The sequence below is a fragment of the Amycolatopsis azurea DSM 43854 genome (assembly GCF_001995215.1).
Classification (GTDB): domain Bacteria; phylum Actinomycetota; class Actinomycetes; order Mycobacteriales; family Pseudonocardiaceae; genus Amycolatopsis; species Amycolatopsis azurea.
This window is the reverse complement of record NZ_MUXN01000024.1, coordinates 25386-41694: the sequence shown is the minus strand read 5'-3', so window position 1 is coordinate 41694 and position 16309 is coordinate 25386. Positions and strand designations below refer to the sequence as shown.

Genomic DNA, 16309 nt, shown 5'->3' with positions numbered 1-16309 from the left:
TACCCCGATGCCGGTGATCATACGCCACTCAGGACTGCTGAGGGTCGTGAGTGGCAGGGTCCACAGTGATCGACCCCCGTCCGGCGGGCTCGAAGGCGTGACTCGCGTGCTCAGGGACGTGACTCGCGTGATCAGACGGCGAACTCGCGGCGGTCCCGGCCACGATGTCGTGTCGTCCGTCTGATCACGCGAGTTCCGGCTCCAATCACGCGAGTTACGTCCCTGAGCACGCGAGTTACGTGTCTGATCACGCGAATTCGGTGGAGCGCGGTGTCGTGAGTGGTGAGGACGGTTAGAACCGTCCTCACCACTCACGAGCCGTACGGCGTCGGGTCAGGCGGGAGCGCCCCGCACCGCCAGTTTCTGCACGTCCAGGTAGAGGCACCCGGCCGTGGTGGGCTGCGGCGAGCAGGTCTTGTCCGGGTAGAACGACAGCTGGTTGGACGAGACGGTGAGCCGCACGAACTTCACCCCGGCGGCGCTGCCGGGTGCGAGCTGGAGCGCGGTGAGCTTGTTCAGGTCGGCGGGTTTGAAGTCGCCGGTGCCCGCCTTCACCCAGTTCGTGCCGTCCACCGAGGTCTCGACGGTGACGTCCTTGGCCGCCGAGGGCGGGTCGTCGCCGCAGGTGTTGGACGGGTCGATCTCGATGGCGCTGACGTTGACCGGTTTGCCCAGCTTGAGCGTCACGAACCGGGTCTCGATCGTGCCGTCGGGGCGGACGACCCTGTCGGTCGACCAGCCGCCACCGCCGAGCACCGACGAGGCGGTCAGGTCACCGGGGCCGCAGCCGTACGGGGTGAAGTCCTCGCCGTTGAACCCGGCGACGGCAGCACCGGCTGCGCTGGAGGCCCAGTTGAACCGCAGTGACCAGTCGACCTTCGTGGTTCCCGAGCGCACCGAGACCGCGCGGGTCTCTCCGTCCGTGCCGCCTCCGGAGGCGTAGACCTTCGGATAGGTACCTGGGAGCGCGCCGGGGATGGTGTAGACGCCGGCGGCGTCGGTGACCGCGGACAGCGAGCCGCCGAACCCGGAGTCGTGCCCGCCGAACCGGACGGCGACGCCCGCGATCGGGGTTCCGTCATCGCGGTTGGTGACCTTGCCGGTCACGGTCCCGGTCGGGGTTCCCGCGGGCGGCGGGGTGGAGAAGTCCTCGGCGGGCTGGGTGTCGGCGCCGGTGATCGACGCGGCGAAGTAGCCCATGCCGCGGGCGGCGAAGGCCTTCCACAGCTTGGCGTGCGCGCGGCCGCCGTTGATCACCGTGTCGGCTTGCAGGATGGCGTTCCGCATGTCGAGGAAGGACGGCGACGCGGGTGAAAGCTCCATCGCGCGGGTGACCAGTGCGCGCGTCAGCGGCACCCCGAGCGCGGAGCGGACGTCCCACAGCGTGCTCGCCCAGATCTCGCCGTCGGCGTGCACCTCCGCGCCGCCGACGATCCGGCCGAGGTCGCCGTAGGTGTAGCCGCCGGGACCGGCTCCGGGCGTGCCGGGGCACTGCGGCGCTCCGGCGCCGACCGGGCAGTCCAGCGGCTGGGTCCGGGCGAGGGGGACGCCGTTGCTGACGTAGTCGCCGCCGAGGAGTTCGCCGGGCGCCGAGGTGTCCTTGATCGCGTTACGCCCGACGAGGTGGTCGAAGGCGTACCAGTCGCTCCACGCCTCCCCCATCGCGCCGGACTGGAAGGTGTTCAGCGTCGAGTTGCCCTGCGCGTCGACGACGAGCCGGTTGGACAGGCCGTGGGTGTACTCGTGGTGGATGATCGTGGCGTCGTCGGCCGAGTTCGCCGCGAGGAACGGGTCGTCGGGGTTGCGGGGGTCGTGGAACAGGAACATCCCCATCGTCGGCGCCTGGCCGTCCGGCGGGGTGCCCATGAACGCGTTGTCGTAGTAGCCCGGCGTCTGCGCGCCGAGCAGGGTGTGGACCTGGACGGCGTCGCCGTCGACCTTCTCGAAGTTGCCCGCCTCGCGGGTGAACCCGATCGGGAAGGAGGCCAGGTGGTCGTGGAAGCTGCCGACGTAGGCCAGCGCCTGCACGGCGTTCTGTTCCCGGTTCTTCGCCCACGAGCCCGGTGTCTTCGGGTCCCAGGAGCACGGCCTCGCCGCCGAACACGGCGGTCCGACGACGGCGTTGAAGTCGGTGAACTTGTACCGGTAGGTGCCGTCGGTGTTCGGCCCGATCTCTTCCTGCGGCTGGAACTTCAGGTCGCCGTTGACGTCGGCGGCGACGTGCGCGACGTTGCCGTCCAGGGTCTTGGCGTCAGCGGGCAGCCAGCCCTTCTGGGTCAGGTTGACCTGCTTCTGCGGGCCGGGCTGCGCCTCCCACGCGAGGCCCTTGGCGCCATCGGCGTCGTTCGCGTGGCTGACCAGGTTCTTGCGGTAGAGCAGTTTCCCGGTCCCGGCGTCGGTCACTCCTGGAACATCTGGTCGACGCCGGGTTCGGCCAGCCGGTACCAGGCGGGGCGGATCCCGTCGGGGGTGAGGAACGCGACCTGCCTGGCGTCCGGGGCGGGTGCGGCCAAGGCACCCGCGCCGAGTGACTCGGGGAGGCCGCGCACGGGCGAGCCATCCAGCTGGATGAGCCTGCCGTCCTTGGTGACGTGGGCCTTGAGCCCGTTGCCGAAGACCGGAACGCCGCCGACGGCCTGGGTGAAGGACAGGTGGTGCGTGCCTTCGACGTCGACGTAGTCCTTGCGAAGGTTCAGTTTCGCGGTGTCTCCGGCGCTGAGGCCGACGAGACCTTCCTGCTCGCGCAGGTAGTTCAGCACGATGTCGCGGGGCGACTTCGCGCTCGGTCCAGTGAGGAATCCGTCGGTGCGGGCGAGGACGCGGGGTGTGCCGGTGAGCTCGTCGAAATCGAGCACGGCCTGGTTCCCGAGTTCCGCTCGTGCCTTGGCGACGGAGTTCGCCCGGGACGCCGAGAGCCGGTCCTGCGCGGCGAGGGCGTGTGGCCCGGTTCTCGCCGTGTCGCGGACATCGACGTCCTTTCCGGATCTGTCCAGTGTGGTGTGGACGGCGCCCGGTGCCGGTGCCGCTCCGGCTTGGGGCGCTGTGATCAGCGCTAACACTGTCATTGCGGTCACGGCGCACAACGAGGTACGCGAACGCGACGAACGTGACGTCACTCCAGACCCCTCTCTCGGTGGTGACGCAGACGTTCCCTTCGTACCGATACAGTCACTGTGGACGTCAGCGCCGATCAGGTACGGCCATCCCGGTGAGCGGTACCCCCGGCTTCGAACCGTCCACAGTGGATTCGGCGGTATTCGTAGGGGAAAATGGACAGCGCCACGGAATTCGAGCAGCTGCGGCCCGTCATGTTCGGGCTCGCCTACCGCCTCCTGGGTTCGGCGGCGGAGGCGGAGGACGCTGTTCAGGACGCCTATCTGAAGTGGGCGGGCGCCGAACGCGCGTCGATCGGGTCGCCGCGAGCGTGGCTGGCGAAGGTGGTCACCAATCTGTGCCTGAACCGGCTGACCTCGGCCAGGGCGCAGCGCGAGCGGTATGTCGGGCCGTGGCTGCCCGAACCTGTCCTGACCTCGGACGACGTGCTCGGCCCGCTGGAGACGGCGGAGCAGCGGGATTCGGTGTCGCTGGCGATGCTGGTGCTGCTGGAACAACTCGGCCCGGTCGAGCGGGCGGTGTTCGTGCTGAAGGAGGCCTTCGCCTACAGCCATCGGGAGATCGGCGCGATCCTCGACATCTCCGAAGTCAACTCGCGCCAGCTGCACAGCCGCGCGCGGCGGGCGCTGGACCGGTCGGACGAGCGACGGGTTTCGAACCCGCGCGAAGTCGAGAAGCTGGTCGAGAGCTTCCTGTCGGCGGCGCGGGACGGTGACCTGCCCGCTCTGGAGAGTCTGCTGACCGCCGAAGTCACGGCGTGGTCGGACGGCGGCGGCAAGGTCACCGCGGCCCGGCGTCCGGTGCACGGCGCGACCAGGGTCGCCCGGCTGTACGCCGGGATGTTCGCGAGCGTCGCGCAGGTGTCGATCACGATCGGCGAGATCAACGGTGGTCCCGCGGTGATCGCGACGGCCGGCGACGCCCTGTTCGGCATCCTCGGGTTCGAGGTGGTGGACGGCCGGATCGCGGGTCTCCGCGCGGTCGGGAATCCGGACAAACTCGCGTACCTCTCGCGGCAGCTGTCACGTTCCGGGTGGCCCGCCGGTTCTTGAGGGTGGAAGCTCTCGTGAACGGAGGACCTGGGTGATGAAACCGATTCTGGTGACCGGCGGTACCGGCGACCTCGGCCGTGAGGTGGTGCGGCGGCTGGCGGCCGAAGATCGGCCGGTCCGGATCATGAGCAGGCGTCCGCATCCCGCGGACGTCTCCCACGAATGGGCGCAGTGCGATCTGAAGACCGGTGACGGTCTCGCCGAGGCGGTCGACGGGGTTTCGGCGATCATCCACTGCGCGTCGACGCTGGGTCGCGGGGACGAGCAGGTGACCCGGAACCTGGTCGACGCGGCGCGGCGGGCGGGCGGCCCGCATCTGGTGTACATCTCGATCGTCGGGATCGACGTGATCCGGTTCTTCTACTACGACGAGAAGCTGGCCTCGGAGAAGGTGATCGAGGAGTCCGGTCTGCCGTGGACGGTGCTGCGCGCGACGCAGTTCCACGAGCTCGTCGCGCGGGCGTCGGCGGCGCAGCGGCGGCTGCCGGTGACGTTCATGCCGTCCGGTTTCCGGTTCCAGCCTGTCAGCACCGGCGACGTCGCGGAGCGGCTGGTCGCGTTGGCGTCCGGCGAGCCGTCGGGGCGGGTGCCGGACATGGGTGGCCCCGAGGTGCGCGGCGCCCGTGACCTGGCGGAGGCGTATCAGCGGTCGGTGGGGCGCCGGAAGCCGATCGTGCCGCTGTGGCTGCCGGGCAAGGCGTTCCGGGCGTTCCGCGCGGGCGGGAACCTGACCCCGGAGAACGCGACCGGTGTGGGCACCTTCGAGGAGTTCCTCGCCTCTCGCGTTTAGTCCTCTGGATGCGACGGTCCTCACCGGCCACACCGAGCCGGGCGCACGTGTGCGAGTTACGGTGGCCTGGTGACGATCACCGGGTTCTTCTCCTCCTTCGAAGCGGGTGATCCACAGCCGGTGGATCCGGCCTTGCGAGTCGGCACCGGACCGGGTGCGTCGCCGACCGCGAAGACGGGCGCCGGGTTCACCGGCGTGCACGCTCTCCGTTACGAGAACACGCTGCGCGCGACGGTGTTCGAAGTGGACGTCGAGGTCACCGGCCACACGGAACTGTCCTATGTGGTCTTCCCCGAGGCCGAGACCGACGCGGTGCCCACGTACCGCAGCACCTTCGTGGCGCTGGACGTCGAGTTCGCCGACGGGACGGCCGCCGGGTTCAGCGCGGTGGAACAGGGCCTGGACAAGACGCTGTACGTGGACCAGTGGAACCTGGTGCGCCGCCGGCTGGACGGGTTCGCCGGACGGCGGATCGCCCGGATCGTCCTGGTCAGCGAACCGCCGGACGGCCCGGGCGCGGGCTGGCTGGACGACGTCCGGATCACCGAGCGCACGGTCGAGGTCCGCGACCCGGTCGACCACGTCCGCACCACCCGCGGCACGCACTCGAGCGACAAGTTCTCGCGGGGCAACAACTTCCCCGCGACCGCGGTCCCGCACGGCTTCAACTTCTGGACCCCGGTCACCGACGCGGGCGTCACGAACTGGCTCTACAGCTACCACCGGCACAACGACGCCGGGAACCGTCCGGCGCTGCAGGCGTTCGCGCTGTCGCATCAGCCCAGTCCGTGGATGGGCGACCGGCACACCTTCCAGGTGATGCCGGGGATCGGCCCGGTCGAGGCGGCCCGTGACCGGCGCGCGCTCGCGTTCTCCCATGACGACGAGATCGACCGGCCGCATCACTACGGTGTCCGGTTCGCCAACGGCATCACCACCGACATCGCCCCGGCGGATCACGCGGCGCTGTTCCGGTTCACCTTCCCGGGTGATCGCGGCTGGCTACTGTTCGACAACGCCCGTAATCGGGGCGGTCTGCGACTTGATCCGGCGAACGGCGCGGTCTCCGGCCACACCTGGGTCCGCAGCAGGTTGTCGGCCGGGGCGCGGCGGATGTTCGTCCACGCCGAGTTCGACGTCCCGGCCGAACGCGGCGGGAAGATCCGCCGCCCGGCCTGGCGCACGGTGACGGGGTTCCTGGAGTTCGCCGCCGGCGAGGTGACGATGCGGATCGCGACGTCGCTGATCAGCCTCGCGCAGGCGAAGCGGAACCTCGACCTGGAGATCCCTGCCGGGACGAGCTTCGAGCAGGTCCGGGGCCGGGCCCGCGCGCAGTGGGCGGAGGTGCTGGACCGCGTCGAGATCGAAGGGGCGACCGAGGACCAGCGCACGACGTTCTACTCGAACCTCTACCGCCTGTTCCTGTATCCGAACTCCGCGCACGAGGACACGCCGAAGGGCGTCCGCCACGCGAGCCCGGTCATCCGCCGACTCTGGCCCAGCACGCGCACCAGGACCGGCGCGAAAGTCGTGGACGGCGAGATGTACGTCAACAACGGCTTCTGGGACACCTACCGCACCACGTGGCCCGCCTACGCCCTGCTCACCCCGGACCGGTGCGGGCGGATGATCGACGGGTTCGTCCGGCAGTACCGCGAGGGCGGCTGGATCTCGCGCTGGTCCTCCCCCGGCTACGCCAACCTCATGACCGGCACCAGTTCCGACGTGGCGTTCGCCGACGCGTACCTCAAGGGCGTGCGCGGGTTCGACGTCGAGGCGGCCTACGAAGCGGGGCTGAAGAACGCGACGGTGACGCCGCGAGGGCAGAGCGTCGGCCGGAAAGGCCTGCACGAGTCGATCTTCCTCGGGTTCACGCCGACGTCGGTCCACGAAGGCCTGTCGTGGGCGCTGGAGGGCTGCGTCAACGACTTCGGACTGGCCAATCTCGCCGAGGCGCTCGGTCACCACGACGACGCCGCCTACTTCCGCCAGCGCGCGCAGCAGTACGCGAATCACTTCGACCCGCTGATCGGGTTCTTCCAGGGCCGCAACCGTGACGGCAGCCGTCACTTCGCCGCCGAAGGCTACGACCCCGAGGCGTGGGGCGGCGACTTCACGGAGACGAACTCGTGGAACACCGCCTTCTCCGTTCCGCACGACGGCGCCGGGCTCGCCGCACTGCACGGCGGCACCGAGGCACTGGAGTCCAAACTGGACACCTTCTTCGCGACGCCGGAGACCGGCCGCAAACCGGGTTCCTACGGCGGGCTGATCCACGAGATGACCGAGGCCCGCGACGTCCGGATGGGACAGTACGGGCATTCCAACCAGCCCTCGCACCACATTCCGTGGATCTACAACTTCGCCGGCGCGCCGTCGAAGACGCAGCGGATCGTGCGGGAGGTGCTGCGGCGGCTCTACGTCGGGAGCGACCTCGGTCAGGGTTATCCGGGCGACGAGGACAACGGCGAGATGTCCGCCTGGTACGTCTTCGGCGCGCTCGGGTTCTACCCACTGGCGATGGGCAGCCCCGAGTACGCGATCGGCTCGCCGCTGTTCACCAAGGCGACCGTCCGGCTGGAGAACGGGAAGGACCTGGTGATCAAGGCGCCCGGCAACACCGACGACGCCGTGTACGTCCAAGGGCTGACGATCGACGGACGGCCGCACGCGAGCAGCACGCTCCCGCATTCCGCGCTGGCCGACGGGGCGGTGCTGGAGTTCACGATGGGCGAGCAGCCGTCGGACTGGGGCCGGTCCCCCGCCGAGCCCGCCCCGCCGAGCCCGCTCACGGACATCACGGTGGGTGCCGGTGCCCTGTTCGACGACACCACCAAGACCGAGGTCACCTTCTCCGAACGCGAACCCGTGATCGACTTCCCCGTCGAGGACGCTTCCCGCGACGTCGTGATGTACACGCTGACCTCGGGAAGCCGCCGGGGCGATCCGCGTTCGTGGGTGCTGGAGGGGTCCGACGACGGTGAGCGCTGGACGCCGCTGGACCGGCGTGAAGGCGAGACGTTCCGGTGGCGCCGTCAGACGCGGCCGTTCGCCCTCGCCGAGCCCGCGCAGCACGCCCGATACCGTCTTCGCGTCACCTCGTCCACCGCCCGGCGGGTCACCCTCGCCCAAGGAGAGCTGCTCGCCCGATGATCTCCCGCATCACCCAGGCCACGACCGACCGTCTGGTCGCCTCCGATCCCGGCCTGGTCCGGCTCCGGCTCGCCTTCTCGGCCGTGCTCAGCATCGTCGTCGCGGTGCTGGCCATCCTGCCGTTCCACCAGCCGCTCACGGTCACGCTCGTCGCCGCGATCGCGGCGATGACCTCCGCCTTCACCGTCAACGACGACACTCCGGGGAAGCAAGCGGTGACGCTGGTCCTGGCGCTGGTGCTCGGCGCGGCGTCGCTCACCGCGGCCAGTGTCGGTTCCGCGGTGCCGCCGCTGGACAGCGTCGTGTTCGTGCTGCTGATCTTCGTGGCGGTCTACGCGCAGCGCTTCGGTTCGCGCGGGATCGCGCTGGGCTCGATCTCGTTCTTCCTGTTCTTCTTCGCGATGTTCCTGCAGACGCATCTGAAGCAGGTCCCGGTGCTGCTGCTGGCGCTGACGATCGGCATCGCGGCCAACGCGGTGGTCCGGTTCGTCCTGGTGCGCAGGCACACCGACGCGGAGTTCCTCCGGATCCGGCGAGCGTTCCGGGCGCGGCTCGCCGCGGTGGTGCGCGCGGCCGAGGACCACCTCGCCGTAGGTGGCAGCGAGCGCACCCGCAAACGGCTCCGCACCACGAACGCCCGGATGCACGAGTCGGTGCTGCTCATCGAGGACACCGCGCCCGAGGTGACCGGCGCGGACTCGGCGAACCGGCTCCGCCGCCGCGCGATCGAGGTCGAGCTCGCGGTGCAGTGGCTGACGATCACCGTGCAGCGCACCTGTGCCGAGGACCTCGACGAGGACGTCTGTGACGATCTGATCGCGCGGATGCGGCGGTTCCGGTCGCTGATCGAGCGCGATCCGCGGGAGCTGCCGCTGATCAGCGAGACCGAAGAGTTCAGCAAGATGCTGGTGGAAGGCAGCCGGATCGACGAGCACGCCGCGCCGGGTGACGGCGTCCGCCGCGCGCTCGCCGAACTCGCGCTGGCCGACGTGCGGGCGCAGCGGGTCGCCGAGCACGACGTCTCCGAAGCCCTCGACGACACCGACGATCCCGAGGATCCCGAGGATCCCGACGAGGAGAAGTCGTCGGCGTTCGCCTACGACAACCAGACGCGCAGTGCCATCCAGGCCGTGGTCGGCGGCGGGCTCGCCGTGCTCGGCGGGGAGCTGGTGTCGAGCCAGCGGTGGTACTGGGCGGTGCTGACGGTGTTCGTGGTGTTCATCGGCTCGTCGACCGCGGGGGCGACGTTCGTCAAGGGTGTCCGGCGGCTCGGCGGGACGCTGATCGGGATCGTGGGCGGGCTGGTGCTGGCGCTGCTGGTGTCGGGCAGCGCGCCGGCGACACTGGCGCTGATCCTGGTGTGCGTGTTCGGCATGGTCTACATGGCGCGGGTGTCGCAGGTGATCATGGCGTTCTTCATCACCAGCATGCTCGGCTTGCTCTACAGCCTGCTGGGGACGTTCAGCATCGAGGTGCTGTGGATCCGGGTCGCGGAGACCGCGGTGGGCGCGGCGGCCGGGGTGCTGGCGGCGGTGGTGATCGTGCCGGTGCGCACGCGCGCGGTGATGCTGGACGACGTCTCGACGTTGCTGGACGAACTGGACGAGTTCGTCGAGAAGGCCGCGGGTCTGTTGTCCGGTGCGGAGAACGTGAGCGTCATCGAGAAGTCACGTGATCTGGACCGGGCGGTGGACAAGGTCCGCACGACGATCGAGCCGCTCACCCATCCGGTGAATCTCAGCAGCCGCCGGGACTACGGCTGGCATGTGCTCACGACGGTGGAGACGATCGCCTTCCGCGCCCGGCACGTCGCGGCGCGGTCTCAGGCCGGACTGCTGGTCGACGAGGCGGATCGGCTGCTGCTGTACACCTGGCGGATCCGGGCGAACATCGCGATGCTGGGGAAGGCGATCGGCGATCCCGGCGGTTCCGGGCACGGGACGCTGGTGCGGGACGACGGGACGCCGGTGGCGGACCGGATCGATGACCCGCGGGCACGTTCGGTGCTCACCAGCCTCGGGCATCTGGACGAGACGGTGATCGCGCTGGGCCGCGTGTTCGGGGTGGAGGCCACGGATCCGGAGCCGTCCGGGAAAGGGTGACGGCCTTCTCCGTCGAGGTTCGAAGAAGGCCGCCGCCTCAGGGATCAGTTCTTCGGTTTGGGACAGGTCTTCCAGGAGAAGTGGTAGGTGGTCTTGATGGAGCCGTCGGTGGAGTCCATCGTGACGAAACTGGTGGTCTTCTTCGGGTCGGAACTGCCGACCGCGGCCCGCAGTTCGGTGTTGATGTTGAAGTTCCGGTCCTCACCGCAGGGTTTGTAGACGATGGCGCCGACTTCGATGCTGTCGGTGAACTGCCAGTTGTCCTCGAACGGGCCCTTGAGGTTGTGGCTCACGTAGGACGTCGGGGAATTGCCCTGGAAGTAGTAGTTGGCTCGTTCCAGGCCGGTGGCTCCCGCGGCCAAGGAGGCGAATCCGCGGTAGTCGGTGCCCGCGATGCCGTAGGTGAATCCCTGCGGCACATGGACATACAGGTTGAGCTGGCAGTTCTTGCGCAGATCGGTCGGTTTCGCGCCGACGCCGACCTGGGCGGTGTATTCGCTGTAGGTGACGGTGAACGCGGTGTTGTCCGGTGACACGGAAATAGCCGCGGTACCGGGTCTGCATCCGGTTCCGTTGATCGTGACGACGTCGATGACGATCTTGTCGGCCGGCAGGGGCGGCGGCACCCAGCCGTTCGGGGTGACGACCGAGGAGAGCAGCGTCACGGCGGCAACCAGCACGTTGAGCATGAGATCCTTCCCAAAGCTTCCACGCGGCGGGAACTGGGCGGATGCGATGTCAGCGAGACGATCTTTTCCCCGGCCGCCCGCCGATCGGACAAAACGGATCCGGTCACCGGACTCAGGGGTGACCGCGGAAAACAGGGTCGTCGAGAAGACTCGCCGCCGCCGGGCAGGGCGACGACGAGCCGCGATTTCCTCGGGTCAGGGCGGCCAGGGCCCTGACCGGGTATGAGTGGGAGACGGCCGTCTTCCGGGCCGGGAAGCAGGCCGTCACCCTGGGGACGATGTCAGGAGCCCGGGCAGACCTTCCACGAGAAGTGATAGGTGGTCCTGAACGCGCCGTCGGTCGAATCCATCGTGATGAAACTGGTGGTCTTCTTCGGATCCGATGAACCGGCGGCGACCCGCAGTTCCGTGTTCACGTTGAGATTCCGGTCCTCACCGCACGGCTTGTAGATGATGACGCCACCCTCGGCCTCGTCCCGGAATTGCCAGTTGTCCCAAATCGGGCCGTTGACGGGATGACTCACCTGCGCGGTCGGCGAATTGCCCTGGAAGTAGTAATTCGCTCGCTGCGATGCCTTTGCGCCCGACTCGAGCGCGGCGAACCCGCGATAATCGGCGCTGGCGATACCGTAGGTGAATCCTTGCGGCACATGGATGTTCAGATTCAGCTGACAGTTCTTCCGGAAGTCGGTGGGTTTCGCGCCGACCCCGACCTGCGCGGTGTATTCGCTGTAGGTCACAGTGAAGGAACTGTTGTCCCTGGCGACGGCGACCGCGGACGAACCCGGCGGGCAACCGGAGCCGTTGACCGTGACCACGTCGATGACAACGCGGTCGGGCGGCGGTCCCGGCGGCGGCGACCAGCTATTCGGTGTTATTATCGACGAGAAAAGCGACACGGCGGCAACCACTGCATTGAGCATGGGGTCCTTCCCAAAACTTCCACACGGGGGGCGGGGAACTGGGCGGACTCATGTTAGCGAAACGATCCCGGCGATGCCGCCCGCCGATCGGACGAAACCGTCCCGGCAATCGGTTCATGAAATAATATTATGGTCTGTAACCGTTTTCCGGGTCCGGCGGAAACGCCGCCGAACCCGGAAAACACCATTCGGTTCGCACTATATGGAAATTGCCTTCGCGGTTCGCGCGTTGACGATTCCGGAGAGACGGGCCGGTTCAGGCGGCGACCAGGCTCGCGGCCTCGCCGAGCACCGCGACGGCTTCCGGCCGCCACGGTCCGGCGGTGATCACCACGACGTGGTCCAGCCCCCAGGACGCGAACTCGGCGCACCGGCGGGCGAAGTCCTTTGAGGACTCCCCCGGCGCCGGCCTGGTCGCGATGGTCTTCTCGATCTCCTCGACCGGCCGTCCGATGTCGGCGCAGTGCCCGGCGAGGACGTCGAGGTGCCCGCGGACGGTTTCGCCGCCGTCGGGGACGTCGAAGAGATTGCACGCGTCGGCGTGTTCGGCGACCAGCCGGAGGGTCCGTTTCGGTCCGGTGCCGCCGATGAGCACCCTCGGCCGCCGCACCGGCAGGGGGTTGTTCACGGGTCGTTCCAACCGATAGTGCCGTCCGGTGAACGCGGAGGTGTCGCCGTCCCACATGCGGCGGGCGATCAGGAGGGTCTCCTCCAGCCGCTCGAACCGTTCGGCGACCGGCGGCAGCGACAGTCCCATCGCGCGTGCCTCGTCCTCCTGATAGCCCGCGCCGATCCCGAGCCAGGCGCGGCCCCGCGAAAGGACGTCCAGCGTGGTGACGGCTTTCACCAGGAGGGCGGGTGCGCGGAAGGTGGCGGCGCTGACCATCGTGCCGAGTTTGATCCGGGACGTCGCCGAGGCCAGGAAACCCAGGGTCGTGTACGCCTCGAGCATCGCGGAGTCCGGAGCGCTTCCCGGCGCCGCCTGCAGGAGGTGGTCGGCCACCCACAGGGTGTCGAGGCCGGTCGCGTCGGCCGCCCGGGCGACCTCGGTGAGGTTGTCGACCAGCCCGGCCTGTCCGCCGGGCCAGGAGAAGTCGGTGACGCTGACACTGATTCTCACGGTGTCACCTTCCGGGGGTTTCGGGGCGCGCGAAGGGCGGCGGGCCGCCGATCGGGCTCAGGTGGATGCCGGCGATGAGCCAGCGGTCGTCGTCGCGCACGAACACGTGGGTGACGCGGAACCGGCCGTCGACCCGGTTGCCCTGATGCGTTCCCTCCTGCGCGTGGACGCCGACGGACACGGCGGCGGCGCCGTAATCGCGGATCTCGACCTCGGCCCAGTCGAGCTTCTCGGTCACCAGGTCGCCGTCGCGGTAGCGCCGCAACCACTGCGGTTTCCCGAGGACGAACCCCAGGGGCCCGACCAGGGTGAAGTCGGCCACGGTCATCGCGTCGAGCGCTTCGGTGTCGCCGCGGACCTCGGCATCGGCCCAGCGGGCTCCGAGGTCGCGGATCTCCTTCTCCGTACTGCGCATGGTGTTTCCTCCGTCTCGTTCGATGCCATAAACGTTAGATATCGAACGATTCGATGTCAAACCCTTAGATTGATAGGCTATGCTGGGGACGTGCAGAAACCGACCACGGCCCCCATCGGCGTCGTCCTCGCCAAGACCGCGAAGACCGTCGGGCGCGCCTTCGACCAGGCCCTCGCCGCCGACGGGGGCTCACAGCCCGTGTGGCAGATCCTGATCACGCTCAAGACCCGGCGGGTGGCCAACCAGCGGGAACTCGCGGCCGCGGTCGGCATCCAGGGCGCGACGCTGACCCACCACCTGAACGCCATGGAGGGCGGCGGGCTGATCACCCGGCGGCGTGACCCGGACAACCGGCGGGTGCATGTCGTCGAACTCACCGACGAGGGTGAGGCGGTCTTCCACCGGCTGGCGAAAGCGGCGATCGCTCACGACAAACGCATCCGCGCCGGATTCAGCGACGAAGAGATCACCACGCTGGCGGGACTGCTGTCCCGGCTCGCCGCGAACGTGGCCGGTGGCGGCATCGATCAAGAAAACAGTGACTGGACGCACCCGAACGGCGACTCGGGACAGGACTAGCATCGCGGTACAAAGTCGATGTCGCCTCAAGCTGGAGAACCGCAATGACCCAAGCCCCTGTCAACGTCACCGTCACCGGTGCGGCCGGCCAGATCGGCTACGCGCTGCTCTTCCGCATCGCGTCCGGTCAGCTGCTCGGCCCGGACACCCCGGTGAAGCTGCGGCTCCTGGAGATCCCGCAGGCGGTCAAGGCGGCTGAGGGCACCGCGATGGAACTCGAAGACGGCGCTTTCCCGCTGCTGTCGGGCATCGACATCTTCGACGACCCGAAGCAGGCCTTCGAGGGCGCGAACGTCGCCCTGCTGGTCGGCGCCCGTCCCCGCGCCAAGGGCATGGAGCGCGGCGACCTGCTCGAGGCCAACGGTGGCATCTTCAAGCCGCAGGGTGAGGCCATCAACGCCGGCGCGGCGAGCGACATCAAGGTCCTCGTGGTCGGCAACCCGGCCAACACCAACGCCCTCATCGCGCAGGCGCACGCGCCCGACGTCCCGGCCGACCGCTTCACCGCGATGACCCGCCTCGACCACAACCGCGCCCTCGCGCAGCTGTCGAAGAAGCTGGGCGTACCGGTGACCGAGCTGAAGAAGGTCGCGATCTGGGGCAACCACTCCGCGACCCAGTACCCGTCGATCGCGCACGCCGAGGTGTCCGGCAAGCCCGCGACCGAGGTCGTCACCGACCAGCAGTGGCTGGCCGACGACTTCATCCCGACCGTCGCCAAGCGCGGCGCGGCGATCATCGAGGCCCGCGGCCTGTCCTCCGCCGCGTCGGCCGCCTCCGCGGCGATCGACCACGTCCACACCTGGGTCAACGGCACCCCCGAGGGTGACTGGACCTCGGCGGCGGTCGTGTCCGACGGCTCCTACGGTGTCCCGGAAGGCCTGATCTCCTCGTTCCCGGTCACCGCCGCGAACGGTGAGTACAAGATCGTCCAGGGCCTGGAGATCGACGACTTCTCGCGCGCCCGCATCGACGCTTCGGTCAACGAACTTGCCGAAGAGCGCGACGCGGTGAAGAAGCTCGGCCTCATCTGAGCCTGAACCACCTCACGAAGGCGGCCGTGTCCCCCGGGACGCGGCCGCCTTTTCGCTGCCGATGATCGTGTCGAGATTCGCGCGAGTGGTCTCCAGCTCACCGATCGCGTCGTCGATCCGGTCCCGCTGCTGCCGCAACGCGTCGACGAGCTCCGGGCAGTCGGGCGTCAGCCAGCCGTCCTCGTCGACGATGCAAGGCAGGATCTCCAGGATCTGCGCGGTGTTCAACCCCGCCCCGAGCAGGATCCGGATCCGCCGGACCGCCGCCACATCGGCGTCGCCGTACACGCGATAACCGCTCGGCCGCCGCTGCGGGGTCAGCAGACCCTGCTCCTCGTAATACCGCAGAGCGCGCTCGCTGACGCCCGTCCGCCGCGCGAGTTCCCCGATCCGCATCCGCACTCCCGGGCTTGACTCTCACGTCAATGTCAAGGTTTAGCTTAGCCGCCATGACCACCGTGACCGTCCTCGGACTCGGCCCCATGGGCCACGCCCTCGCCGCCGCGCTCACCGCCGCCGAGCACCCCACCACCGTCTGGAATCGCACTCCTGGCAAGGAAAACGGCCTCAACGCCACAGTCGCCACCACCGCGGCCGACGCGATCTCGGCCAGCCCGCTCGTGCTCGTCTGCGTCCGGGACTACGCCGTCGCGCGATCGATCCTCGACACCGACGCGCTCAAGGGCCGCACCCTGGTGAACCTCAGCGGCGGATCACCGGAGCAAGCCCGCACGATGGCGCGCTGGGCCGCCGAACACGGCATCGACTACCTCGACGGCGTCGTCATGGCGACCACCGACGCGATCGGCGGCCCGGACGCCGCCCTCTTCTTCAGCGGGCCCGCCGACGTCTACGAAACACACCGGTCCACCCTCGCCGCGCTCGGCCGGCACGCGCAGTACGTGGGGACCTCCCCAGGACAGGCCGCCGCGTTCGACGCCTCCTTGCAGGACATGCTCTGGACCTCGATGAGCGGCGTGGTGCACATGTTCACGCTCGCCAAGGCGGAGCACATCGCACCTGCCGACATCGCCGAACACGCCAAAGCACTGCTCGGCTTCTTCCCGGACATGATCGACCTGCTCGCCGGACAGATCGGCGCGGACCACTACCCCGGCGACCACGGCACCCTCGACTCCACCGCGGCGACCATGGACCACATCCTCGACGCCATCCGCGCGCGGAACCTCGACAACGGCGTCCTGTCCGCCGCTCGCGCCGAAGTGCAACTCGCCCTCGACGCCGGACACGGCAAGGAAGGCTTCGGCAGGCTCGCCGCGCTCTAGCAGGGTCGTGAGTGGTGATTCGTGTTATTGCGGGGTAAGGCAAAGGTGGCGT

Annotated in this window: 14 protein-coding genes; 7 read left to right on the top strand and 7 right to left on the bottom strand. The window is 68.9% G+C overall.

Annotated elements, in window-relative coordinates; all coding sequences use genetic code 11:
* Positions 1 to 333 precede the first annotated feature (333 nt).
* Both B0293_RS30425 and B0293_RS44370 read right to left on the bottom strand, forming a co-directional pair.
* Positions 334 to 2403, bottom strand: a complete 2070-nt coding sequence (locus tag B0293_RS30425) for a M36 family metallopeptidase (RefSeq protein ID WP_005159746.1) — start codon at positions 2401 to 2403, stop codon at positions 334 to 336.
* A complete protein-coding gene (locus B0293_RS44370) occupies positions 2400 to 3065 on the bottom strand; it encodes a hypothetical protein (RefSeq protein WP_245191983.1) in 666 nt (221 codons plus the stop codon). The genes B0293_RS30425 and B0293_RS44370 overlap by 4 nt, the downstream gene beginning before the upstream one ends.
* Before the next feature lie 204 nt (positions 3066 to 3269).
* Here B0293_RS44370 and B0293_RS30420 point away from each other — a divergent pair, with 204 nt between their 5' ends.
* The 4 genes from B0293_RS30420 to B0293_RS30405 all read left to right on the top strand — a co-directional run bounded on the left by B0293_RS30420 (position 3270) and on the right by B0293_RS30405 (position 10211).
* Positions 3270 to 4166, top strand: coding sequence for an RNA polymerase sigma-70 factor (locus B0293_RS30420; RefSeq protein WP_005159742.1), 897 nt, complete (start codon positions 3270 to 3272; stop codon positions 4164 to 4166).
* Positions 4167 to 4197: 31 nt separating this feature from the next.
* Positions 4198 to 4956 carry an SDR family oxidoreductase gene (locus B0293_RS30415; protein ID WP_005159740.1) on the top strand — a complete coding sequence of 253 codons (759 nt, stop codon included), beginning with the start codon at positions 4198 to 4200 and terminating at the stop codon, positions 4954 to 4956.
* Positions 4957 to 5025: 69 nt separating this feature from the next.
* On the top strand, positions 5026 to 8109 hold the full coding sequence (locus B0293_RS30410) for a GH92 family glycosyl hydrolase (RefSeq protein ID WP_005159736.1): 3084 nt from the start codon (positions 5026 to 5028) through the stop codon (positions 8107 to 8109).
* Positions 8106 to 10211, top strand: a complete 2106-nt coding sequence (locus B0293_RS30405) for an FUSC family protein (protein WP_005159734.1) — start codon at positions 8106 to 8108, stop codon at positions 10209 to 10211. The genes B0293_RS30410 and B0293_RS30405 overlap by 4 nt, the downstream gene beginning before the upstream one ends.
* A gap of 44 nt (positions 10212 to 10255) precedes the next feature.
* Here B0293_RS30405 and B0293_RS30400 read toward each other — a convergent pair whose 3' ends face one another.
* The 4 genes from B0293_RS30400 to B0293_RS30385 form a co-directional block, all read right to left on the bottom strand.
* Positions 10256 to 10900, bottom strand: coding sequence for a DUF4360 domain-containing protein (locus tag B0293_RS30400; RefSeq protein WP_005159732.1), 645 nt, complete (start codon positions 10898 to 10900; stop codon positions 10256 to 10258).
* A 281-nt stretch (positions 10901 to 11181) separates the two neighbouring features.
* Complete coding sequence (locus B0293_RS30395) at positions 11182 to 11823, bottom strand: DUF4360 domain-containing protein (protein ID WP_039918706.1); 642 nt, start codon at positions 11821 to 11823, stop codon at positions 11182 to 11184.
* A 256-nt stretch (positions 11824 to 12079) separates the two neighbouring features.
* Positions 12080 to 12943: an LLM class F420-dependent oxidoreductase gene (locus B0293_RS30390; RefSeq protein WP_005159724.1), complete on the bottom strand. Its 864-nt coding sequence runs from the start codon at positions 12941 to 12943 to the stop codon at positions 12080 to 12082.
* A gap of 4 nt (positions 12944 to 12947) precedes the next feature.
* Positions 12948 to 13358: a nuclear transport factor 2 family protein gene (locus tag B0293_RS30385; RefSeq protein WP_005159722.1), complete on the bottom strand. Its 411-nt coding sequence runs from the start codon at positions 13356 to 13358 to the stop codon at positions 12948 to 12950.
* Between the two features lie 90 nt (positions 13359 to 13448).
* On the opposite strand from B0293_RS30385, the gene B0293_RS30380 reads away from it, so the two are divergent.
* A complete protein-coding gene (locus B0293_RS30380; RefSeq protein ID WP_005159720.1) occupies positions 13449 to 13937 on the top strand; it encodes a MarR family winged helix-turn-helix transcriptional regulator in 489 nt (162 codons plus the stop codon).
* Between the two features lie 44 nt (positions 13938 to 13981).
* Entirely contained in the window at positions 13982 to 14971 is a 990-nt protein-coding gene (locus B0293_RS30375; RefSeq protein WP_005159718.1) for a malate dehydrogenase, read from the top strand.
* A 12-nt stretch (positions 14972 to 14983) separates the two neighbouring features.
* On the opposite strand, the gene B0293_RS30370 is transcribed toward B0293_RS30375, so the two are convergent.
* Positions 14984 to 15367 carry a MerR family transcriptional regulator gene (locus tag B0293_RS30370; RefSeq protein WP_005159716.1) on the bottom strand — a complete coding sequence of 128 codons (384 nt, stop codon included), beginning with the start codon at positions 15365 to 15367 and terminating at the stop codon, positions 14984 to 14986.
* Between the two features lie 53 nt (positions 15368 to 15420).
* On the opposite strand from B0293_RS30370, the gene B0293_RS30365 reads away from it, so the two are divergent.
* A complete protein-coding gene (locus B0293_RS30365; protein ID WP_005159713.1) occupies positions 15421 to 16257 on the top strand; it encodes an NAD(P)-dependent oxidoreductase in 837 nt (278 codons plus the stop codon).
* Positions 16258 to 16309 lie beyond the last annotated feature (52 nt).